We start from the raw sequence: 20,321 nt of genomic DNA, 5'->3' as shown, positions 1-20,321 counted from the left end.
CTTTATCCACTGGCTAGACCGTCGGGACCGCCGTTGTTTTGACCTGCCTCCCCGTTGTCGTCGCGCCGAGTGGAGAGGGTTTTCGCGGGATCAGAGGCGCTGGATGTCTGAGCGAAGCGCAGCGTAGCGAGTTCAGCGCCGCCCGCGAAAAGCCTCGGAGCGAGGGAAACCCCGGCCCGCACAGCGGGCCGGGGTCGCGGCAGTCGGGCGTGTTTCTTGGGTACTTCTTTGCACGAGCAAAGAAGTACCTCGCGGCGCGCTGGCGAGTCAGCGCTCGGCAGGCGGCGGACCGGAACCACCGTAAACACCGGATGCCGAACCAGGGCCAGCCACAAAGAGGCGGGCAATAGCGACCGCTACTCCGCCGCCTTCAGGGCCTGCACGCGGTCGAGCTGCTGCAAGCGCCGCCAGGCGAGGAAGGCGGTCAGGCTGGCCGCGACCAGGATGCCGAGGGCGGCGAAACCGTAGGCCTGCGGCGTGATCACCAGCGGCACACGGAACAGATCCATCGCAAACGCCTGGTTCAGCAGCCAGGCGAAGCCCGTGCCGGTCAGCCAGGCGACCGGGATCGCGGCGAGGGTCAGCACCGCGATCTCGCCGAGCAGGATCCAGCTGACCTGGCCGCGCGAGTAGCCCAGCACCTCCAGCGTGGCCAGATCCCGGGCGCGTTCGGCATAGGTGATGCGCGCGTTGTTGTAGGTCACGGCAAAGGCGATGGACACGGCCAGGGCGACGAATACCATTGCGAACACGATAATCGTCTCGCCGATGTACTCGCGGATGTTGCGCTCGGCCTCCGCGATCAGGCCGACGCTGGCGACCCGGGGGCGGTCGGACAGGCTGCGGAACAGCGCCTCCTCCTGTGCGCGGTCGGTCAGCAGCCAGGCACCGGAGACCGCAGGGCCCTCGCCGATCAGGCGGTTCAACGCCGGGCGGTGCATATAGGCGCCGACACCGATGGGCTCCTCCACCACGCCGGCCAGCGGCACCGTGACCGTGCGGCGACGGCCTTCCAGGATCTCTACCTCCACCGGGTCGCCCACGCGCAGCCCGAGCTGTTCGGCCAGGTAGTCGGTCAGCAGGATGCCCTCCTCCGGCAGTCGGCCACGCCCGCCACCCATCGGCAGTTGCCGCAGGCGCGGTTCGGCGTCCAGCCCCAGCAGGCGCACGCGCTCCTCGCGGTTCACGCCGACCAGCCGCACCGGCACCGCCCGGAAGGTCTCCACCGCCAGCACGCCCGGCTCGTGGCGCAGCTCGCCGGCCGCGCGCGCCGGCACGGGATCGGTGAACTGCAGGTCGATGTCCATCTGCAGGACCTGCCCGTACTGCGTGTCCAGCATCTGGCTCACCGCGTTCAGCTGATAGGCGCCCATCAGCAGCAGCCCGCCGGACAAACCAATACCGATCACCGACAGCACGGACTTGAGCCGGTGGCGCGCGAGGTTGCGCAGGATGATCCGGGTCGGCTGGTCGAACGCGCCCCAGGCCGCCGAGCGCTCCAGCCAGCCGCGGTGAAAGCGCTCCGGGGCCGGCGGGCGCATGGCCTCGGCCGGTTGCATGCGCACCGCCTGCCACACCGCGCGGAAGGTGCCGAGCATCGCCGCGCCCATGGCCACGCCGACCGCCAGCACCATCACCCAGCCCTGCAGGCGAAAGCTCATCTCGGGGAAGCGGAAGTATTCGGCGTAGATCCCGGCCAGGCCCTGCGCGGCCCATGCCCCGAACACGAGCCCCAGCGCGCAGCCCACCAGCACGATGCCGCCGGTCAGCAGGGCATAGTGCCCGGCGATCACGCCATTGCCGTAGCCGAAGGCCTTGAGTACGGCGATCGGCTCGCGCTGGGCGCGGATGATGCGGCCGACGACGACGTTCAGCAGAAAGGCCGCAACGGCCAGGAAGATGGTGGGCAGGATCGCCGCCTGCGCCCGCAGCTGGGTCAGCTCCTCGGACAGAAAGCGGTGCGAGAACTGGTCTTCGCGGCCATAGGCCCCCATGCCGCCGTAACGCGCCAGCTCCCGGTCCATCGCCTCGATCACGGGGGCCGGGTCCGCACCCGCCTCCAGGCTTACGGCCACCGAGTTGAATGCCCCCTCCATCCCGTACGCGGCGGCCAGCGCGCGGCGGTTCATCCACAGGATGCCGTAGCGTTCGTAGTCCGGCAGCAGATCGGTGGGGCTGATCTGATAGACAAACTCCGGCGACAGCGCGATGCCGCTGATCTGCAGATCGGTCAGGCGCCCGTCGATGATCGCGCGCAGGGAATCGCCGGCCCGCAGCTCGTGGGCCTCCGCGAAGGCCTCGCTGACGACCACCTCGCGCTCGCGCCCAGCCTCCGGCAGCCGCCCCTCGCGCAGGTAGAGCCGGTTCAGCAGCGGCTCGCCCCCATCGGGGATGGAGAGCACGGTGCCCCGGATCGGGTCGTCAAAATCGGCGACCTCCAGACGCACCGGGGCCCGCACCCGGGCCTCGATCTGGTTGATACCGGGCGTATCGCGAAAACGCTCCACCGCGCTCTCCGGCGCGCGCTTGATCTCGGCGAACACATCGGCGAACTGGTAGTCCGAGTAGAAGCGGTCCTTGGTGATCGTGAGGGCATCGAGGCTGGTCACGGCGATCACCAGCGTCATCACGCCGCTGGCGATCACCAGCGCGATCGCCGCCGCCTGCCCCTTCAGGTGGCCGAGATCACGCAGGATCTTGCGGTTCAGCGCGCGCATGGTCGGCCGCGGTCGCTACCAGTGCAGCTCGGCCGGGGACTGGCGCGTGGCGTTGTCGTGGATCTCGCTCACGCGCCCGTCGCTCAGGTGGATCACCCGGTCCGCCATCTCGCCGATCACCGCATTGTGGGTAATGATCGCCGCGGTCGTGTCCAGGCGCTCGTTGATGTGCTGCAAGGCCTCCAGCACGCGGATGCCGGTCTTCGAATCCAGCGCGCCGGTCGGCTCGTCGCACAGCAGCACGGCCGGCTGCTTGGCGATCGCGCGGGCAATGGCCACCCGCTGCTGCTCGCCGCCGGAGAGCTGCGAGGGGAAGTGGTCCATGCGGTCCTCCAGCCCGACCAGCGCCAACGCCTCCTCCGGCGGCATCGGGTCGCGCGAGATCTCGGTGACGATCGCCACGTTCTCGCGCGCGGTCAGGCTGGCGATCAGGTTGTAGAACTGGAACACGAAGCCGACATGGTCACGGCGAAAGGCCGTCAGCGTGCGCTCGGAGGCCTGCGCCAGATCCTGGTCGCGGTAGCGCACCTCGCCCTCGGTCGCGGTATCCAGCCCGCCCATGATGTTCAGGAGCGTCGACTTGCCGGAGCCCGAGGCCCCCAGCATCACCACCAGCTCGCCGGTGTACAGCTCCAGGTCCACCCCGCGCAGGGCGTGAATGGTCACCTCGCCCATGCGGTAGACCTTGGTCACCCCCGCCGCACGGAAGATCACCTCCCGTGTGGCCACGGGGGCCGGGGAGGCGCTCATGCGGGGGCGGCCACCACGTGCGTGGTCGGCAGCGCCGCGGCCCCCGGCTCGGGCGCGCTTGGCAGGATGCCGCCCTCGCCGTCCAGGCTCATGGACCACAGGCTCAGCAGCAACAGCAGGATGATCAGGATCGGGATCAGTACGCGTGGTTTCATCGGACAGGCCCTCGCTCGCGGCAATAGTTCCATGCTGCCACAAAGCCTTCGGCGCGGCGTCGGAAAAACAGCGCCGCCGCCCCGGCCGGACCAGCGTCGGGGTTGCGTCCGGAGATCGCCACGTCGCCTTCGGCTCCTCGCGATGACGTTGCTTTGGCCCCCGCCATTGCGAGGAGCCGAAGGCAACGTGGCAATCGCTGAAATCGACCACAAACCCAGCGCGACCCCTGCTTCCATCGCCCCCCGATTTGTTGTTTTGCGCCCAAATATTTACCCTATGCCCACCGTCCGGCCTGTTGCGAGCGCACAGCGAACCCCGAAATCGCGCGCCGCCAGGCCGCTGTGCCGTCTTTTTTGGACGCCACGCCAACCCGTTTCAACAACGCAAGGAGTCAACATGTCCGCTCTGATCTGTGGGTCCATGGCCTACGACACCATCATGGTGTTCCCCGACCGCTTCAAGAACCACATCCTCCCGGACAAGGTGCACATGCTGAACGTGTCCTTCCTGGTCCCGGACATGCGTCGCGAGTTCGGCGGCTGCGCCGGCAACATCGCCTATAACATGAAGCTGCTGGGCGCGGACCCGACCGTGATGGCCACCGTGGGTGGCGACTTCGCCCCCTACGCCGACTGGATGGACAAGCACGGTATCTCGCGCAAGTTCGTGAAAGAGCTGCGGGACACCTACACCGGTCAGGCCTTCATCACCACCGACCAGGACGACAACCAGATCACTGCCTTCCACCCGGGCGCGATGGGCTTCTCGCACCAGCAGAAGGTCACCGACGCCGACGGCATCAAGGTCGGTATCGTCTCCCCGGACGGCCGTGACGGCATGATCGAGCACGCCCAGCAGTTCGCCGACGCCGGCATCCCGTTCATGTTTGACCCGGGCCAGGGTCTGCCGATGTTCGACGGCGACGACCTGAAGCGCTTCATGGAGAACGCCACCTATGCCGCGTTCAACGACTACGAGGCGCAGCTCACCGCCGATCGCACCGGCCTGAGCCTGGAACAGTTGGCCGAGATGGTCGACGCCATGATCGTCACCCGTGGCGGCGACGGCTCCGACATCTACACCGGCGGCAAGAAGATCACCATCCCGTCGGTCGAGCCGGCCGCAATCAAGGACCCGACCGGCTGTGGCGACTCCTACCGCGCCGGCATCCTGTTCGGCCTGGAAAAGGGCTTTGATTGGGAGACCACCGGCCGCATCGCCTCGCTGATCGGCTCGATCAAGATCGCCCACTCCGGCACCCAGAACCACCACTTCACCGCCGACGAGTTCGCTGACAAGTTCGAAAAGGCCTTCGGCTACCGCTACTAAGCGACCTCACGCCGCCCCGGGCACCCGCCCGGGAACGCAAAAAGGCCCGGCCCGAGTTTCCTCGGCCGGGCCTTTTTTGTGGATGGCATCCGCTCCGCCCCCTGCCCCCTGCCCCCTGCCCCCGTGGGAGCGTGCTTGCACGCGAAGCCCCTGCCCGCGCCAGACTCTGGCAGGGCTTCGTCGCCGAGCCGGCTCCCACAAGAAATTCCTACAAGGCTATTCGCCGTAATGCGTACGCGCCCGGATCACGATCACCAATAACTGCTCGTCCCGAATCGTGTACAGCAGACGGTCCTTGTAGCTGATCCTCAGGGAGTAGTATCCGCGCAGATCACCAACCAGCGCCTTGCCACAGTACGGGTCGACCGCCACCCGGTTGCGCAGGATCTGCTTCACCTTGTCACGCAGCTTCGGCGTCAGGCGCCGCAAGTCCTTCTCGGCTTGACGTGTGAACCGAATAGTCCAGGTCACTGCTTCTCCCCGAACACCTCCTCGAATCCCAGCGTATCGCCCTCATCCGCCTCGCGGCGGCCCTGCTCGAATTCCTGCCGAAAGCCGGGTTCCGAGAGCAGTTCCAGGGTCTCGATCAAGCTGGCGTACTCGTCTTCCGACATCAGCACCGCATCGCCGTTGCGATGCCGGATGTGGTAGATCGCGTGCTGCTCGTTCACGCCCTTGATCAGGTCAAACAGACCCTTGCGGGCCTCGGTAGCGGTCAGCGTCGTCATCGCCAGTTACCCGAAACGTACATAAAGTGGTACATATCGTGCGCCCGCCGCCCCACCCGGTCAAGACCGAACCGTCACAAGCAGGATAGGGCCCCTGTGGGAGCGTGCTTGCACGCGAATGCCCCTGCCCGCGTCCGACTCTGGCAGGGGCTTCGCCGGCGAGCCGGCTCCCACAAGACATTCCTACAAGGCCTCAGCCCCGCTGATAGGTACCCACCAGGCGATTCATGCCGATCACGTGGGGCTCGGCGTGTTCCAGGAACTGCCACAGGGTCAACCCCGGCGGTAGCTGCAGGTCGGCATCCAACGCCAGCAGCCAGAAGAAGTAGTGATGCTTGCCGTGGCCCTCGGGCGGCATCGGCCCGCCATAGCCGGTGCGATCAAAATCCGTCTGGCCCGTCGCGCCCAGATCGGTTGCCTCGGACAGGCCATCCAGATCCGGCGGCAGGTTGTACAGCACCCAGTGCACAAAGCCATAAGTGCCCGGCTGGATCAGCGGCGCATCCGGGTCGTGGCAGATCACCGCCAGCGACTGGGTACCCTGCGGCACGCCGTGCCACTGCAGCGCCGGCGAGGTGTCCTCGCCCTCCCCGCTATGGCGTTTGGGGATCGGCTGGCCGGGGCCGAACGCGGAACTCGACAGCTGCATCTCGGACAGTGCAAAACCCATGACTGGCTCCTTTTGAGTAACCTGCCCGCACGGTAACGCCTACAGCCGCACCCCTCCAAGCCGTCACGCGACCATCTCCGCTTGCAGACCGGCGCCGGCATGCGGATCATCCCGGCATGCGCAAACTTCTGCAGAAATGGCTGGCCCCACGCGACCCGCTGGAGTCCGCCGCCCAGGCGGTGGACCACGGCCGCAGCGGCATCGAGACCGTACTGGGCCTCCCGCACCGGCTGTCGGTACCGCTGCTGCGCCGCCACTTCGGCGACGATGCCGAACCCTCCGACGAAGCTTTCCGCGAGACCGGCCGCGATGGACACTGGAGGCTGCCGCCGCCCGCCCCCGAGTTCGAGGTGCACCTGTTCGGCGATACCGAAGGCCGCCTGACGCTGGGCACCATCCGCGGGCGCGGCCCGTACACCGGGCTGGTAGTCTTCAGCGAATGGTCACCGGATCACCCGGCCCACGTCTGGCAGCTGCGGGTGGAAGAACCTGCCGGCGAAGCCGCCCAGGCCCTGCACGATCACCTCCTGGACCCGAACCGCTCCCCCGAATAGCCCCCATCGCCGCACACCACCCCCTGTAGGAGCCTGCTTGCAGGCGAAGCCCCGGCCAGAGTCGGACGCCGGCAGGGGCGTCCGCCTGCAAGCAAACCCCTGCCGTGAGACCCATTCGTTGGAACCAGGCCTCTACGCTGGAAAAATCCCGTCACACCCCCAACATATCCTCAAGGAAAACCGGTAACAGCAGCTCCGCGAAGCGATCGGCGCGTTCCCCCCAACACCCCAGACAGGCACGGCGGCCACCATGACGCGAAAGCCCCAGTCCATCTCCCTGGTCCTTGGCAGCGGCGGCGCCCGCGGCCTGGCGCAGATCGGCGTGATCCGCTGGCTGGAGGAACACTCGGACTACCAGATCCGCTCCATCGCGGGCGCTTCCATGGGCGCGGTCGTCGGCGGCATCTACGCGGCCGGCCAGCTGGACGCCTACGAGGACTGGGTGAAGACCTTGCGCCGCCAGGATGTCTGGCGGCTGCTGGATTTCTCCTTTCGCGGCGCTGGCCTGATTCGCGGCGACCGCCTGATCGAGAAGCTGCGCGCCATGCTCGGCGACACCGACATCGAACAGCTGCCGATCTCGTTTACCGCCGTGGCCACCGACATCGAGCGCGAACGCGAGGTCTGGCTGAATACCGGTTCCCTGTTCGACGCCATCCGGGCGTCCATTGCCATCCCCACCGTGTTCACCCCGGTGCGCCACAAGGGGCGGCTGCTGGTGGATGGTGGCCTGCTGAACCCGGTCCCGATCGCGCCGACCCTGAACGACGACACCGACATCACCCTGGCGGTCAGCCTGAATGGCCGCGTCGGCGAAGAACTGATCCGCCCCGAACGCACCGGGACTTCCGACTCGCACGTGGGCGCACCAGATAGCCGGGGCCTGCTGAATCACCGCCTGGCCGAGGCCCTGCCCGACCGGGTCGGCACCTGGCTGCAGGACTGGCAGGACAAGCTGGGCCTGGGCGAGACCGACCCCAGTCTGAGCCGCGAACAGGAGGCCCGCGCACTGGGGCTGATCGACATCGTCTCCCACTCCATCGAGGCCATGCAGGGCACCATCGCGCGCTTTCGTATCGCCGCCTACAACCCGGAGCACCTGATCGAGGTCCCGGTCAACGCCTGCGGCGTGTTCGAATTCCACCGCGCCGCCGAGATGATCGACCTCGGCTATGCACTCGCCGAGCGCAAGCTGGGCGACCAAAGGCCGTAAGCCCATACCCCCTGTGGGAGGCCAGCCCTCTGGCCGATCCAGCGCCGGCACAACCCATCGGCCAGAGGGCTGGCCTCCTACAGCGGAAAAGAGGGAACGGCCTGCTCAGTGCTTGAAATGCACGAACAGCCGGCCGTGGTTCTTCGAGTCCTTCTCCACACGGTGGTAGCGGGCCTTGATCTCCGGCTGCTGCAGGAAACGCAGCACGCGCTTCTTCAACTGCCCGCTGCCCTTGCCGTGGATAATCTCTACCGTCTTGATGCGCTTGTCGCAGGCCTGCTCGATCGCACCGTTCAGCTCGGCGTCGATCCGGCGGCCATTGCGAAAGCACTCGTGCAGATCGACCGATAACCGCGACATCGCAACAAAGCCGGGCTCAGTTCACCGTCACCACGATGCAGCGGGCAAGCTGCTGCACCTTGTGCGACACGCTGCCGGACAGCAGCCCCTGCAGGCCGCCCAGCCCGCGCGAACCCATCACCACCATGTCCACGTCGTGGTACTCGGCCTGCTGCAGGATCACCTTGGCCGGAGAGCCATCCTCGATATGGTGCTCGATGTCGGTCACGCCCAGTTCGGTGAAGTATTCGTGCGCCTGCTCCACCAGCTTCCTGGCGATATCCCGCAGCACCTTTGGCGGCACCGCGGAGCCGACCGCCGCGCCGCCCATCGCCAGGGGCGGATCATCCGGGTCCGGAAGATCGGAGAGTTTTCGGATATGCGGCGGCACCTCGCCCTGCAGCAGCACGCTGACCAGCACCACTCGGGCGTGATACTTGGCCGCCAGGTCCGCGGCCACCTCCACCGCGCGCCACGCATTGGCAGAACCATCCACTGGCACCAACATGGTCTTCAATTCCATACCGCACTCCTTGGAAACGCCGCCAGGGAAACACTGATTAAGGTACACACTTGCGCTTCTCCCCCGTGGGACCCGGCCCGCTCCGGGCCGTTCAGTCGCCGACCAGACTGCCAGACTCGCCCCCCGCGCGCACCCCATTCCAGCCCCCTATACTGGGGACAACAATCCGCCCGGAATCCGCGATGACCCGCCTGTTCGAAAAGACCTACCTCAAGCCCGGCGCGGCCCCCGGCCACGGTGTCCACGCCACCGAACACCCGCACACGGGCGACGCGGTCGTCTCCGCCTGGCACTACCACCACGAACAGCTCGTCGAACTCGACCCGCAGCGCACCCTGCGCGAGGGCGCACAACCGCACGAGGGTGGCCTGGTCTGGCTGCACCTGCAGGGCGCGCCCAGTCCGCGTCAGCTGCACGATCTGGGCGAGGCCTTCGACCTGCACCCGCTGGCGCTGGAAGATGTACGCCACCAGGGCCAGCGCCCCAAGGTGGACTTCTTCGAGGAGCAGTTGGTCGCCATCCTGCGCCAGCCGCGCCATCACAACGGCAACATCGAACTCGACCAGGTCAATGTGTTCGTGGTGAATACCCGCCTGGTCATCAGTATTCACAGCGGCGAGCATGAGCCCTTCGGCCCGGTCCGCGAACGCATGCGCGGCGCCAACCGCAACTTCAATCGCCTGGGGGCCGCCTACCTCGCCTATGCCCTGATGGACACCGTCATCGACCAGGCCTTCCCGGTACTGGAGCACATCAGCGAACGCCTGGAAACGCTGGAGGAAACCGTCCTCGAACAACCCGACCGCCAAACCCTCAACGAGATCCATATCCTGCGCCGCGAACTCCTCGTGCTGCGCCGCCAGCTCTGGCCCACGCGCGACGTAATCGCCCGTCTGATGCGCGACGACATGGAGCCTTTCACCCCGGAGCTCTTCCCGTACCTGCGCGACGCCCACGACCACACCATCCAGATCATGGATCTGCTGGAGTCCTACCGCGAGATGGCCGCCACCCTGATCGAGGCCTATATGTCCGCGATCAACCAGCGCTCCAACGACGTGATGCGCGTACTCACCATCATCGCCACCATCTTCATCCCGCTGACCTTCCTGGTCGGCATCTACGGCATGAACTTCGACAACCCGGACAGCCCCTGGTCCATGCCCGAGCTCTACACCTACTACGGCTACCCCGTACTGCTCGGCTTTATGCTCGCCGTCGTCCTCGGCATGCTCTACCTCTTCCGCCGCCGCGGCTGGCTATAACGTCCCCGCCCCAACATCGCGGCGCCGCTCCCCCCTTCCCGTCATCGCGAGGCCGCAAAGCGGCCGTGGCGATCTCCAGACCGAAACCCCGACGCGCGAACTGCCAAAAGCGATTCACAGGAAGCCATGAAGATCGGAAGGCATAACACAGGATCTTTTTCGTTCCGCCGGAAGCCTGCCCCTGCCCTTCCGAGCATGGCCGCGCCCCAAGCGACAACCTGTTGAGAGATCACAGCTAGCACCGCGCAGCCGCGATTACGTCCAGCCGCAGACTCCGCTACGATGCCGGCAACGCAGCGGCACCGACCGAACGGAGGATCCATGGACGTCCCATCGAGCGGCACACCGGAACTGGACGAACTGACCGCCCGGGTGGAGGCCTTCGTCGCGGAACGTGACTGGGCCCAGTTCCACTCGCCCAAGAATCTGTCGATGGCGCTGGCGGGCGAGGTCGGCGAACTGATCGAACACTTCCAGTGGCTGACCCAGGAACAGTCGCGACACCTGTCCCCCGAGACCCACGAGGCGGTACGCCAGGAGATCGCGGACGTCCAGATCTACCTCCTGCTGCTGGCCCGCAAGCTCGATATCGACCTTCTGCAAGCGGCCCGCGACAAGCTGGAGATCAACATCCGCAAATACCCGGTACACAAGGCCCGCGGCAACGCCCGCAAATACTCGGACCTGTAATCCACAGGCCGGGCCAACGATCCATTTCAGATCGCGGAAAGTATCTCCCTGGCGGGAGTCTCCACGGTTCTCTTGGCCTCAGCAAAGCCGGGGTGGGCACAGGCCTTCGGAGTGCGGGCCCTGCGGTGAGCCAGACCCGATCGCTTGCGGACTCCGACCAGAACGGGTTTCAAGCCGGGTGTTCGAACGTGAAAGAAGCCAGCCGGGCGGGGTGCCCGGCTTGGCGAGGGAGTGGGGCTTACCAGTCAGGGGCCCCTTCGTCGTCATCTTCGTCTTCGTCGTCGTCATCATCCATGGGGCCGGCGCCCGCCTCGGCACCTCCGCCCATGCTGCCGCCACCACCCGCGCCGGCTCCGCCTTGCGGCGCACCGCCGCCGGCGCCCGCGCCACCTTCGGGCGCACCCGCACCGCCTTCAGCGCCAGCACCGGCTTCAGGGGCTCCGGTATCGGCGCCCGCGCCGGCATCTCCACCCGTCTGGGCCTGCGCGGCACCGAGGCCGCCCAGCGCAAACATGGAACCCAGGACCATCGCGATCGCAGTTTTCTGGAAAGTCGACATCATGCGTTTCTCCTTCAGGATTGGATCGAATTGCAGTCAATCGATCAAGGCCATGCTGGCGTTCAATTGACTGCACTGAAGGAACAGCAAGCGGAATGCCAGAACGACATCCGGCAACGAAGGTCTCGTTTCTGCCAAACGCCGTGATCCACTTCTCGCGCAGGCACGGACACGCCATCCACCCGCAATGACGCAAAACGACACATGGGCTGGAACGACCCGGTCAGGACGCTACACCGCCGTTCTGGAGCACGAGATCACGCGTCCGCCAGAGTGGGCCGCTGACCGGAGTTTCTGCTGCAGGCCGCCTTCCGCAGCAAACCCTCGATCATGCCGGCCGGAGCCCGGGACGACCTGCGGATGGCCGCAGCCCCCGCGGGAGCTCGCGATGACGGCCAGTGAAGCACCGTCATCGCGAGGAGCGCAGCGACGTGGCGATCTCCCGGGACAGCCCGGGCGCCGGATCCGGCGGGTGTCAGGGCCTGCGCCGAGAGCTTCCACCCTGCGCAACAAAAAAAGCGCCCGGGAAAACCCCGGGCGCCTCTGGATCTGAACCGGGCGAACCGCCCGGCTCGGGCCGTGCTTACTGCTGGAACTGCTCCAGGTCGAAGCGGTCGGCGTTCATCACCTTGGTCCAGGCCGTGATGAAGTCCTTCACGAACTTCTCCTGGTTGTCGTCCTGGGCGTACACCTCGGCGTAGCTGCGCAGGATGGAGTTGGAACCAAACACCAGGTCGATGCGGCTGGCGGTCCACTTCACCTGATCATTCTGGCGATCGCGCACCTCGTACACGCCGTTACCCGCGGGCTGCCAGGCGTAGGCCATGTCGGTCAGGTTGACGAAGAAGTCGTTCGTCAGCTGCCCTTCGCGGTCGGTGAACACGCCATGCTTGCTGCCACCATGGTTGGTACCCAGCACGCGCATGCCGCCGATCAGCACGGTCATCTCAGGCGCGGTCAGGCCCATCAGCTGGGCGCGGTCGAGCAGCATCTCTTCCGGCTTGACCACGTAATCCTTCTTCAGCCAGTTGCGGAAGCCATCGGCCAGCGGCTCCAGCGGTTCGAAGGAGTCGGCGTCGGTCATCTCGGCGCTGGCGTCACCCCGGCCCGGGATGAACGGCACCAGGACATCGTGACCGGTCGCCCGGGCCGCCTGCTCGATGCCCACGCTGCCGCCCAGCACGATCAGGTCGGCCACGCTGGCGCCGGTCTCGGCGGAGAGCTGCTCGTAGACCTTGAGCACTCGGGCCAGGCGCTCGGGCTCGTTGCCTTCCCAGTCCTTCTGCGGCGCCAGGCGGATGCGGGCGCCGTTGGCACCACCGCGCATATCGGAGCCACGGAAGGTACGGGCGCTGTCCCAGGCGGTCGCGACCATCTCGGCAATGCCGAGACCGCTCTCGGCAATCTTCTGCTTGGTGGCCTCCACGGAATAGTCCGTGTTGCCGGCCGGCACCGGATCCTGCCAGATCAGATCCTCCTGCGGCGCGTCCGGCCCGATGTAACGGGTCTTCGGGCCCATATCGCGGTGGATCAGCTTGAACCAGGCGCGGGCGAAGCAGTCCTTGAAGTACTCGGCGTCCTTGCGGAAGGCGTCCATGTACTTGCGGTAGACAGGGTCCATCTTCATCGCCATGTCCGCGTCAGTCATGATCGGGTTATGGCGGATGGAGGGGTCCGTGGCGTCGACCGGCTTGTCCTCGTCCTTCATGTCCACCGGTTCCCACTGCCAGGCGCCGGCGGGGCTCTTCTTGAGCTCCCACTCGTGGTCGAGCAGGGCCTCGAAATAGCCCATGTCGAACTGGGTCGGGTTCTTGGTCCAGGCGCCTTCGATACCGGAGGTGATGGCGTTGGTGGCCTTGCCCTGCATATTGGGGTTCTTCCAGCCGAAGCCCTGCTCCTCAACATCGGCGCCTTCGGGTTCCGGCCCCAGCGCGCCGGCATCGCCGTTGCCGTGGCATTTGCCCACGGTGTGACCGCCGGCGGTCAGCGCCGCGGTCTCCTCGTCGTTCATCGCCATGCGGGCGAAGGTCTCGCGGACCTGCTCGCCGGTCTTCAGCGGGTCGGGCTTGCCGTTGACGCCTTCCGGGTTCACATAGATCAGGCCCATCTGCACGGCCGCCAGCGGGTTCTCCATGGTGTCGGGCTTCTCGACGTCGCCGTAGCGCTCGTCGGAGGGCGCCAGCCACTCCTTCTCCGCGCCCCAGTAGGTGTCCTTCTCGGGGTGCCAGATATCCTCGCGGCCGAAGGAAAAGCCGAAGGTCTTCAGGCCCATGTTCTCGTAGGCCACATTACCGGCCAGGATGATCAGGTCGGCCCAGCTGATCTTGTTGCCGTACTTCTTCTTGAGCGGCCACAGCAGGCGGCGCGCCTTGTCGAGGCTGGCGTTGTCCGGCCAGCTGTTGATCGGCGCGAAGCGCTGGTTGCCGGTGCCGCCGCCACCCCGGCCATCGGCGATCCGGTAGGTACCCGCCGCGTGCCAGGACATGCGGATCATCAGCCCGCCGTAGTGTCCCCAGTCGGCCGGCCACCACGCCTGGCTCTCGGTCAGCAGCGCGTGCATGTCCTTTTTCAGGGCCTCGAAGTCGAGCTTCTTCACCTCTTCCCGGTAGTCGAAGTCCTCGCCCATCGGGTTCGTCTTGCGGTCATGCTGATGCAGGATGTCCAGATTCAGCGATTCCGGCCACCAGTCCATCACCGAGTGACCAGCGGCCGTCTCGCCGCCGTGCATGACCGGGCATTTGCCCATGTTCTGATGCTCACCCATATCCTTCTCCTTGTTCGCTGCGTAGAGCGTGTTCGTGTTCGGGAAGCCACTATCCTTTCGTGATGGCCGGCTTCCGTGAGGGACCGCACGCCTTCTCCGTCTCTTCCCGGCTGCAGCCGGAGAACGGCGTGCTGTTTGTGTATCCCTGAAGGTAGGCCGCCCGAGTCATTGGTGCCAGTTGAGATTCACCATGATCGGGATAGCCCGTCACTATCGCTCCACGGGCGAGTGCACAGCGCGTGCGGTTACAGGATGCTCTCGATCGCGCGGCGTAGATCGGCGGAGCCGGGGCCCGCCTGGCTGGGGAAATGCGCGACCACCCGACCCTCCCGGTCCACCACGTACTTGTAGAAGTTCCAGCGCGGGGCGTCGGCCTGGCGCGCCAGCTCGCGGAAGATCGGATGGGCATCCGCGCCGCGCACGCCAATCGGCCTGAACATGTCGAAGGTGACGCCAAAGTTCTCGAAGCACACCCGGGCGGTCTCGGCCTCGTCGTCGGCCTCCTGATTGAAGTCATGGGAAGGGAAGCCGACCACCTTCAGCCCCCGGTCCCGGTAGTCCCGGTGCAACTGTTCCAGACCGCCGAACTGGTCGGTGTAACCGCAATGGCTGGCCGTGTTGATGATCAGCAGCGGCTGCCCCTGGAAACGCTCCTGCAGGTTGATCACTTCAGACGAATGCAGGCGACCCAGCTCGTGATGGAACAGGGCTTCGGTATTCGGCTCCGTGGCGCTTGCACAGGCCATCGGCAGCACCAGGAACAGAGCGGCGAACAGGGGCGCGAAACGGGACATGACACATCTCCACGGGGTCTCCACGGTCAGACCACCGGCATGCCTTCGGGTTCTGCGGAAGGCCGGTTGGTCACGGCCAGGCCGGGATCGCGATGCCGTCGCACAGCCGCCGGGCCGAAGCGCCTGTCCGCGCCGGCCATGGCCTTGCGGGCATGTCGTGCGTACCCTTGTGGGCAACCATCAACAAGGGCTTCCGCCGATGATTGTCTACGCCCGCCCGCTCCTGCTGCTTGCCGTCATCCTGCCGCTGGCGACTGGCTGCACCGCCGTGAAGGTTGCCGGCACTGCCGGGAGCGCCGCTGTCAGTGTCACAACCGGAACCGTAAAGGCCACCGGCAAGACCGCCGGGGCGGTGGGACGCACCGTCACCCCGGGCGGCAAGCAGGACGATGATGACGCCGATTGAAGTGTCCGGGGTCGGCCGCCCGCAGCGAACGGAACTGAAACGCGGTTCCTGACCGAAAGGGCCGCGCCGGACGGCCTTCATTCCCCGGCCTCCGTGCGGCCTCGTTCGCACGGCAGCCCGGCCCGCCACCAGGCGAACATGCCACCCTGAAGCTGACGGGCATCGTAGCCGTGCGCCCGCAGCTTGCGTACGGCCGGGATGCTGCGGTGTGCACTGAGGCAGATGGCCACCACGGGGCGTCCGCGATCCAGCTCCAGGCCGGACAGCGCCGCCTCGGAGAACCGCGTAATCGGGAGATGGCGGGCACCCGGGATGCGGCTCCGACGGTGCTCGACCCCGGTACGCACATCCAGCAACTGCACCTCGGCGTTTTCCAACGCCCGCGCCAGATCCTCCGGACTCATCTCCGGCACGCGGCCGAACGGTCGCCACTGGCTCCAATCCATCGCGATCACCTCCTGTCCACGATGCCCGTGGCTGACCCCAAGCGTACATCCGCCTGCGCTCGCGTGCGTCGAGAGTGGTTCATCGCCACACCGACACCTCGCGGGCCGCTCCGGCCGATTGCCACGGCCTCTGCGAGGCCTCGCAATGACGGGGCACGCCTCTGTGGGAGCGTGCTTGCACGCGAAGCCCCGGCCTGCGTCTGACTTTGGCAGGGATTTCGCGCGCAAGCACGCTCCTGCGGCGTTTAGCTCCACCGTGGCTGTCGCCCAAGGCTGTCTCACAGACAGTGGCTGGGTGGCACGGGTTACAGGCCAGAGTATTTGCGGGCGTTGCCGCGGGCCTTTTCGACGGGATACTTCCGGGCGTTCATCTCCAGTTTGTCGCTGGCGGCCTCGACCGGGTCGATATCGAGCTTGCGGGCCAGCAGCAGGAGGTAGATCTGGACGTCCGCGATCTCCTGGCGCGCCGCCTCGTGGGTCTCGGCGGACAGGTGGCTGGACTGTTCCTGAGTCAGCCACTGGAAGTGTTCGATCAGTTCGCCGACCTCGCCCGCCAGTGCCATGGAAAGGTTCTTGGGCGAATTGAACGGTACCCGGTCGCGCGCCTCGACGAACGCCTCCAGTTGCCGGGCGAGTTCCTCCAGCCCCTGTGCACCGTCCGATTCCCCTTCCATCGCGCCCCCTTGATATCGATCGCCGCCCAGGTCGCATCGTACCCACAACCGGCGCCAGGCGTACCACCCCATACAGCGGTGGCCCCGCGATTCCAGGCGTTGTTCACGAGTGCTCGCCGGCTACCGGCATAATCGGCCTTCAGCAACCGGGACTGCCCGCGGAACAAGGAACATCGCCCGATGGCGAGTGTAAAAAGTACCTGTTACGAGTGCGACGCGAACTGCGCGATCGACGTGACCCTGGACAACGCCGGCGAGCCGGTGAAGATCGACGGCCCCGACTGTCCGCGCTGTTACGTCCAGCTGGATCGGCGCAACCATCCCGAACGTCTGCTGTACCCGCTGCGGCGCACCGGACCGCGCGGCAGCGGCGAGTTCGAGCGCATCTCCTGGGACGAGGCACTGGACACCATCGCCGAGCGCCTGCGCGCGACCCGCGAGGAGCACGGCGCCCCGGCGGCCGCGTTCTTCGCCGGCTATACCAAGGAGGCGCGCCCGCAGCTGCAGCGCCTGGCGCATGCCTTCGGCTCGCCCAACTACCTGACCGAGAGCGGCTGCTGCTTCTCCTCGACCAAGGTGGCGGAGGAGGTGACCTTCGGCACCAAGATCAAGACCTCCTCCACCGTGGCCTCGGATGCGACCCGCTGCCTGCTGGTGTGGTCCACCAACCCGCGCGGGTCCATCCCGCCGTTCCATCAGCATGCGCTGGCCGCGGCACGCCCCGGCTGCGCCACGGTGGTGGTGGACCCGCGCGTGACCCCGCTGGCGGAACAGGCCGAGGTACACCTGCAGATCCGCCCGGGCACGGATGGCGCGCTGGCGCTGGGCATGCATCACCTGATCTTCGAAAACGGCTGGCAGGACCAGGCCTTCCTCGACGAATGGGGCAACGGGGTGGAGGCCTTTCGCGAATACGTGGCCGGATTCCCGCCGCAGCGGGTGGCGGCGATCTGCGGCATCGAGGAGGCCGACCTGCAGCGCGCCGCCGAGCTCTACGCGACCCGGAGCCCGGCGCAGATCATGCTCTCGCCCACCGCCACCGTGCAGCATTCCAACGGCTTCCAGAATCACCGCGCGGTGACCCTGCTGGCGGCGGTCACCGGCAACATCGACCGCGAGGGCGGCAACCGCTTCTTCAACGACAAGGTCACACCGCAGCCGATCGACCTGTTCGACCACTGCAAACAGAACCTGCCGCCGCGCATCGGCGACGAGACCTTCCCGGTGTGGACGGCGCACTGGCCGGCGGCGCAGAGCATGCTGCTGCCCGACGCGATCCTCGACGGCCGGCCGCAGCGGGTGCATTCGCTGCTGGCGATGGGCATCAACACCGCGATGTGGCCGAACTCGAAGCGCATGGAGGAGGCACTGGGCGCGCTCGATTTCTTCGCCGTGTCGGACTTCTTCCACAACCCGGCCACGCGCATGGCGGACATCGTGCTGCCGGCCGCCACCAGTCTGGAGCGGCCGGCGCTGATCGCCTATCCCGGCTGCAACTTCCGCGGCGAACTTCGCTATCGCCACCGGGCCGTGGCCCCGCGCGGCGAGGCCCGAGCCGACGGTGAGGTGTTCCTGGAGCTGGGCGTGCGCCTGGGGATGGCGGAACAGTTCTGGAACGGCGATCTGGAGGCGAGCTGGGCCGAGGCTGCCGAGGGCATCCCCGAGACCATCCGCGAGCAGGTATACAACGACCCGGACGGCGTGACCGTGTTCGCCAAGGCGCTGGACGATATGGTCGAGCACGGCTTCGAGGAGGGCGATCGCCAGTACCGCCTGCACGGCTTCCGCACCGTCAGCGGCAAAGTGGAATTCGACGCCGCCGAGCTGCGCGCGGCCGGGCACGACGGGCTTCCGGTCTGGCGTGAACCGGCCGAGAGCCCGGTTTCCACGCCGGAGCTGGCGCGCGACTATCCGCTGGTGCTGACCAGCGGCGCGCGCCACAAGCACGCCACCCATTCGCAGCACCAGTACCTGGAGCGCATGCGCCGGGCAATGCCGGAGCCGCTGGTGGAGCTGCACCCCGAGGATGCCGCGGCGCGCGGCATCGCTGATGGCGACACCGTGGAGGTGCGCTCGCCGCGCGGGCGGGTCGCCTTCGTGGCGAAGGTCACCGACCGCATCAAGCCCGGTGTGGCGCACTGCCAGCACGGCTGGAACCACGCCAACGTCAACGAGCTGACCGACGACCGCAACCTCGACCCGATCAGCGGCTTCCCCGCGTTCAAGTCGCTGCTGTGCGAGGTGGAACGCCTGCACGCCGGGCACGAGCAACGCCTGCCGGAGGCGGGCTGACCGTGCCCTTCGTTGGTGTTCTGCCCGAGCGCCGGCACCTCTTCCGGCCGCAGCCGCGCCGCGAGGTGGCGGTGTCGGACGCCGCCGCCTGGCGGCTGAATCCCGCGCATCGCCATGTCTACGACAAGCTGCGCCTGGCCCTGGATGCGGGCCTGACCGCCGCGCCCTGCGGGGTCGCGCCCACGGACCTGGGGCTGGACGCGGCGGACACGGTGTTCGTGAAGCCGATCACCAACCTCGCCGGCATGGGGCTGGATGCGCGTGCCCTGCCCGCTGGCGAGGTGCCGGCCGAGCCCGGCAGCTTCTGGTGCCAGCGCCTGGAGGGCGCCCACACCAGCACCGACTGCCTGGTGGAGAACGGCGAGGTGCGCTGGTTCGCCCACACCCGCGGCTCGGACGAGAAGGACGCCGCACGTCCGATCTACTGGGAGATCGGCGCCGCCGTGCCCGAGGTTGAGCCGTGGATCGCCGACTGGGTGCGGCGCAACCTGACCGGATACAGCGGCATCTGCAACATCGAGCTGATTGGCGGGCGACCGATCGAGGCCCACCTGCGCGGCTCCAACGGCTTCTTTGACTTCTACGGCCCGGCCTTCATCCCGGCCTGGGTGGCGCTGGCAGACGGCGAACCGTTCACCCCGCCCCCGCCGATCCCCGGCGGCTTCGTCATCTCGGTATTCGGCGAGATCGAACTGCGGGACGCCGACTTCCGAGCCGCCGAGGCAGCCGGCGTGAATCTGCAGCCGGACCCGTCCACCCCGGGCCGCGCCGCCATCCTGCGCTGCCAGGATCGGGACGCCGGCTTCGCCCTCTACCAGCACCTCACCGGCCACACGCTGTAGCGTCGGCAGCCCGCGCCCGGCCTGGCCGGGGCAACCTGTCCGCCCCCATACCCCCCATCAGCACGCGGGCAACCCAAGGGGTGACAGGCCCGCAGCGGGCATCTAGGGAAATGCGGATTAATGTGCACGCACGCGTTGGCACCCCAGGTTTTCCGAGACAAGGCGCGTCGCGTAGCGGGTAGTGGTTCTACCCGTAAGCGGCGCAACGCAGGATCGGGGAACCTGGGGTGCCAACCCCACAAACCATTGAAAGCAGGGGCTCGGCCGCTTTTGAGCGCGCACGGCGTTGCGGCTCCTTTGTGCAGAATGACTGCACGGCAGTCACCGCGAGTAGTGTGCTGAGTTGTGTGCAGAAGCTGGCAGGAGGTGAGCGGCCATGGTATTCGGGTTGGTTAGCGACCACCTGAACCCCTCAAGGAGGGCGAGACCATGACCACTCACAAGAGCCAGGCTACTGCGGATCGCACGTCACTGCGAGCGCTTTTGGGGACAGACGAGGAACTGATGCGCACGCTGGTGCGCGAGGCGGTCCAGCAGGTCCTGGAGGCCGAGATGAGCGACCAGCTCCAGGCGGCGCCGGGCGAGCGCACCGAGGGCCGCCTGGGTTACC

The 20,321-nt window shown here is 67.1% G+C and carries 22 protein-coding genes; 9 read left to right on the top strand and 13 right to left on the bottom strand.

Annotated features, from left to right (window positions below):
- Nucleotides 1-356: 356 nt before the first annotated feature.
- The 3 genes from C996_RS0113475 to C996_RS14685 are packed head-to-tail and all read right to left on the bottom strand — an operon-like array spanning nt 357 to nt 3,622.
- Nucleotides 357-2,717 carry an ABC transporter permease gene (locus C996_RS0113475; RefSeq protein WP_018867952.1) on the bottom strand — a complete coding sequence of 787 codons (2,361 nt, stop codon included), beginning with the start codon at nt 2,715-2,717 and terminating at the stop codon, nt 357-359.
- A 15-nt stretch (nt 2,718-2,732) separates the two neighbouring features.
- The gene (locus C996_RS0113470; RefSeq protein WP_026279327.1) at nt 2,733-3,467 is read right to left on the bottom strand and encodes an ABC transporter ATP-binding protein; all 735 of its coding nucleotides are present in this window, start codon (nt 3,465-3,467) and stop codon (nt 2,733-2,735) included.
- On the bottom strand, nt 3,464-3,622 hold the full coding sequence (locus C996_RS14685; RefSeq protein WP_018867950.1) for a hypothetical protein: 159 nt from the start codon (nt 3,620-3,622) through the stop codon (nt 3,464-3,466). The genes C996_RS0113470 and C996_RS14685 overlap by 4 nt, the downstream gene beginning before the upstream one ends.
- A 397-nt stretch (nt 3,623-4,019) precedes the next feature.
- Between C996_RS14685 and C996_RS0113460 the strand changes: the two genes are divergently transcribed.
- Nucleotides 4,020-4,952, top strand: coding sequence for a carbohydrate kinase family protein (locus tag C996_RS0113460; RefSeq protein WP_018867949.1), 933 nt, complete (start codon nt 4,020-4,022; stop codon nt 4,950-4,952).
- 216 nt (nt 4,953-5,168) lie between these two features.
- Here C996_RS0113460 and C996_RS0113455 read toward each other — a convergent pair whose 3' ends face one another.
- The 3 genes from C996_RS0113455 to C996_RS0113445 all read right to left on the bottom strand — a co-directional run bounded on the left by C996_RS0113455 (nt 5,169) and on the right by C996_RS0113445 (nt 6,350).
- Nucleotides 5,169-5,423, bottom strand: a complete 255-nt coding sequence (locus C996_RS0113455) for a type II toxin-antitoxin system mRNA interferase toxin, RelE/StbE family (RefSeq protein ID WP_017940358.1) — start codon at nt 5,421-5,423, stop codon at nt 5,169-5,171.
- Nucleotides 5,420-5,680: a type II toxin-antitoxin system Phd/YefM family antitoxin gene (locus C996_RS0113450; protein ID WP_018146344.1), complete on the bottom strand. Its 261-nt coding sequence runs from the start codon at nt 5,678-5,680 to the stop codon at nt 5,420-5,422. The genes C996_RS0113455 and C996_RS0113450 overlap by 4 nt, the downstream gene beginning before the upstream one ends.
- A 193-nt stretch (nt 5,681-5,873) precedes the next feature.
- A complete protein-coding gene (locus C996_RS0113445; RefSeq protein ID WP_018867947.1) occupies nt 5,874-6,350 on the bottom strand; it encodes a YbhB/YbcL family Raf kinase inhibitor-like protein in 477 nt (158 codons plus the stop codon).
- Between the two features lie 116 nt (nt 6,351-6,466).
- Here C996_RS0113445 and C996_RS0113440 point away from each other — a divergent pair, with 116 nt between their 5' ends.
- Nucleotides 6,467-6,904: a hypothetical protein gene (locus C996_RS0113440; RefSeq protein ID WP_018867946.1), complete on the top strand. Its 438-nt coding sequence runs from the start codon at nt 6,467-6,469 to the stop codon at nt 6,902-6,904.
- A 250-nt stretch (nt 6,905-7,154) separates the two neighbouring features.
- The gene (locus C996_RS0113435) at nt 7,155-8,117 is read left to right on the top strand and encodes a patatin-like phospholipase family protein (RefSeq protein WP_018867945.1); all 963 of its coding nucleotides are present in this window, start codon (nt 7,155-7,157) and stop codon (nt 8,115-8,117) included.
- A gap of 105 nt (nt 8,118-8,222) precedes the next feature.
- Here the strand turns inward: C996_RS0113435 and C996_RS0113430 are convergent, their stop codons facing one another.
- Complete coding sequence (locus tag C996_RS0113430) at nt 8,223-8,477, bottom strand: Smr/MutS family protein (RefSeq protein WP_018867944.1); 255 nt, start codon at nt 8,475-8,477, stop codon at nt 8,223-8,225.
- A gap of 16 nt (nt 8,478-8,493) precedes the next feature.
- A complete protein-coding gene (locus C996_RS0113425) occupies nt 8,494-8,979 on the bottom strand; it encodes a universal stress protein (protein WP_018867943.1) in 486 nt (161 codons plus the stop codon).
- A gap of 182 nt (nt 8,980-9,161) precedes the next feature.
- Between C996_RS0113425 and corA the strand changes: the two genes are divergently transcribed.
- Both corA and C996_RS0113415 read left to right on the top strand, forming a co-directional pair.
- The gene (gene corA / locus C996_RS0113420; protein ID WP_018867942.1) at nt 9,162-10,244 is read left to right on the top strand and encodes a magnesium/cobalt transporter CorA; all 1,083 of its coding nucleotides are present in this window, start codon (nt 9,162-9,164) and stop codon (nt 10,242-10,244) included.
- A 321-nt stretch (nt 10,245-10,565) separates the two neighbouring features.
- Entirely contained in the window at nt 10,566-10,934 is a 369-nt protein-coding gene (locus C996_RS0113415; protein ID WP_018867941.1) for a nucleotide pyrophosphohydrolase, read from the top strand.
- 238 nt (nt 10,935-11,172) lie between these two features.
- Here the strand turns inward: C996_RS0113415 and C996_RS14890 are convergent, their stop codons facing one another.
- The 3 genes from C996_RS14890 to C996_RS0113395 all read right to left on the bottom strand — a co-directional run bounded on the left by C996_RS14890 (nt 11,173) and on the right by C996_RS0113395 (nt 15,051).
- Nucleotides 11,173-11,496, bottom strand: coding sequence for a hypothetical protein (locus C996_RS14890; protein ID WP_018867940.1), 324 nt, complete (start codon nt 11,494-11,496; stop codon nt 11,173-11,175).
- A 580-nt stretch (nt 11,497-12,076) separates the two neighbouring features.
- Nucleotides 12,077-14,257, bottom strand: a complete 2,181-nt coding sequence (gene katG, locus C996_RS0113405; RefSeq protein WP_018867939.1) for a catalase/peroxidase HPI — start codon at nt 14,255-14,257, stop codon at nt 12,077-12,079.
- A gap of 245 nt (nt 14,258-14,502) precedes the next feature.
- A complete protein-coding gene (locus C996_RS0113395; RefSeq protein ID WP_018867938.1) occupies nt 14,503-15,051 on the bottom strand; it encodes a glutathione peroxidase in 549 nt (182 codons plus the stop codon).
- A 199-nt stretch (nt 15,052-15,250) separates the two neighbouring features.
- Here C996_RS0113395 and C996_RS0113390 point away from each other — a divergent pair, with 199 nt between their 5' ends.
- Nucleotides 15,251-15,457, top strand: coding sequence for a hypothetical protein (locus tag C996_RS0113390; RefSeq protein ID WP_018867937.1), 207 nt, complete (start codon nt 15,251-15,253; stop codon nt 15,455-15,457).
- A 77-nt stretch (nt 15,458-15,534) separates the two neighbouring features.
- Here the strand turns inward: C996_RS0113390 and C996_RS0113385 are convergent, their stop codons facing one another.
- Both C996_RS0113385 and C996_RS0113380 read right to left on the bottom strand, forming a co-directional pair.
- Nucleotides 15,535-15,903: a rhodanese-like domain-containing protein gene (locus C996_RS0113385; protein ID WP_018867936.1), complete on the bottom strand. Its 369-nt coding sequence runs from the start codon at nt 15,901-15,903 to the stop codon at nt 15,535-15,537.
- A 305-nt stretch (nt 15,904-16,208) separates the two neighbouring features.
- Nucleotides 16,209-16,577: a nucleotide pyrophosphohydrolase gene (locus tag C996_RS0113380; protein ID WP_018867935.1), complete on the bottom strand. Its 369-nt coding sequence runs from the start codon at nt 16,575-16,577 to the stop codon at nt 16,209-16,211.
- A gap of 180 nt (nt 16,578-16,757) precedes the next feature.
- Here C996_RS0113380 and C996_RS0113375 point away from each other — a divergent pair, with 180 nt between their 5' ends.
- From C996_RS0113375 to C996_RS14620, 3 genes are all read left to right on the top strand, one after another.
- A complete protein-coding gene (locus C996_RS0113375) occupies nt 16,758-18,869 on the top strand; it encodes a molybdopterin-dependent oxidoreductase (protein ID WP_018867934.1) in 2,112 nt (703 codons plus the stop codon).
- Nucleotides 18,870-18,871: 2 nt separating this feature from the next.
- Nucleotides 18,872-19,711: a hypothetical protein gene (locus tag C996_RS0113370; RefSeq protein ID WP_018867933.1), complete on the top strand. Its 840-nt coding sequence runs from the start codon at nt 18,872-18,874 to the stop codon at nt 19,709-19,711.
- 429 nt (nt 19,712-20,140) lie between these two features.
- Nucleotides 20,141-20,321: transposase (locus C996_RS14620; protein ID WP_196800899.1), on the top strand; the 181-nt coding region annotated here is incomplete at its 3' end.

Source organism: Thioalkalivibrio sp. ALE25, assembly GCF_000377285.1.
GTDB lineage: Bacteria > Pseudomonadota > Gammaproteobacteria > Ectothiorhodospirales > Ectothiorhodospiraceae > Thioalkalivibrio.
This window is presented reverse-complemented; position numbering and strand designations above follow the sequence as displayed.

Bases quoted from the DNA above. Each gene is read 5' to 3' on its own strand.
- C996_RS0113475 (WP_018867952.1), bottom strand. From the start codon at position 2,717: ATGCGCGCGCTGAACCGCAAGATCCTGCGTGATCTCGGCCACCTGAAG.
- C996_RS0113470 (WP_026279327.1), bottom strand. From the start codon at position 3,467: ATGAGCGCCTCCCCGGCCCCCGTGGCCACACGGGAGGTGATCTTCCGT.
- C996_RS14685 (WP_018867950.1), bottom strand. From the start codon at position 3,622: ATGAAACCACGCGTACTGATCCCGATCCTGATCATCCTGCTGTTGCTG.
- C996_RS0113460 (WP_018867949.1), top strand. From the start codon at position 4,020: ATGTCCGCTCTGATCTGTGGGTCCATGGCCTACGACACCATCATGGTG.
- C996_RS0113450 (WP_018146344.1), bottom strand. From the start codon at position 5,680: ATGACGACGCTGACCGCTACCGAGGCCCGCAAGGGTCTGTTTGACCTG.
- C996_RS0113445 (WP_018867947.1), bottom strand. From the start codon at position 6,350: ATGGGTTTTGCACTGTCCGAGATGCAGCTGTCGAGTTCCGCGTTCGGC.
- C996_RS0113440 (WP_018867946.1), top strand. From the start codon at position 6,467: ATGCGCAAACTTCTGCAGAAATGGCTGGCCCCACGCGACCCGCTGGAG.
- C996_RS0113435 (WP_018867945.1), top strand. From the start codon at position 7,155: ATGACGCGAAAGCCCCAGTCCATCTCCCTGGTCCTTGGCAGCGGCGGC.
- C996_RS0113430 (WP_018867944.1), bottom strand. From the start codon at position 8,477: ATGTCGCGGTTATCGGTCGATCTGCACGAGTGCTTTCGCAATGGCCGC.
- C996_RS0113425 (WP_018867943.1), bottom strand. From the start codon at position 8,979: ATGGAATTGAAGACCATGTTGGTGCCAGTGGATGGTTCTGCCAATGCG.
- corA (WP_018867942.1), top strand. From the start codon at position 9,162: ATGACCCGCCTGTTCGAAAAGACCTACCTCAAGCCCGGCGCGGCCCCC.
- C996_RS0113415 (WP_018867941.1), top strand. From the start codon at position 10,566: ATGGACGTCCCATCGAGCGGCACACCGGAACTGGACGAACTGACCGCC.
- C996_RS14890 (WP_018867940.1), bottom strand. From the start codon at position 11,496: ATGATGTCGACTTTCCAGAAAACTGCGATCGCGATGGTCCTGGGTTCC.
- katG (WP_018867939.1), bottom strand. From the start codon at position 14,257: ATGGGTGAGCATCAGAACATGGGCAAATGCCCGGTCATGCACGGCGGC.
- C996_RS0113395 (WP_018867938.1), bottom strand. From the start codon at position 15,051: ATGTCCCGTTTCGCGCCCCTGTTCGCCGCTCTGTTCCTGGTGCTGCCG.
- C996_RS0113390 (WP_018867937.1), top strand. From the start codon at position 15,251: ATGATTGTCTACGCCCGCCCGCTCCTGCTGCTTGCCGTCATCCTGCCG.
- C996_RS0113385 (WP_018867936.1), bottom strand. From the start codon at position 15,903: ATGGATTGGAGCCAGTGGCGACCGTTCGGCCGCGTGCCGGAGATGAGT.
- C996_RS0113380 (WP_018867935.1), bottom strand. From the start codon at position 16,577: ATGGAAGGGGAATCGGACGGTGCACAGGGGCTGGAGGAACTCGCCCGG.
- C996_RS0113375 (WP_018867934.1), top strand. From the start codon at position 16,758: ATGGCGAGTGTAAAAAGTACCTGTTACGAGTGCGACGCGAACTGCGCG.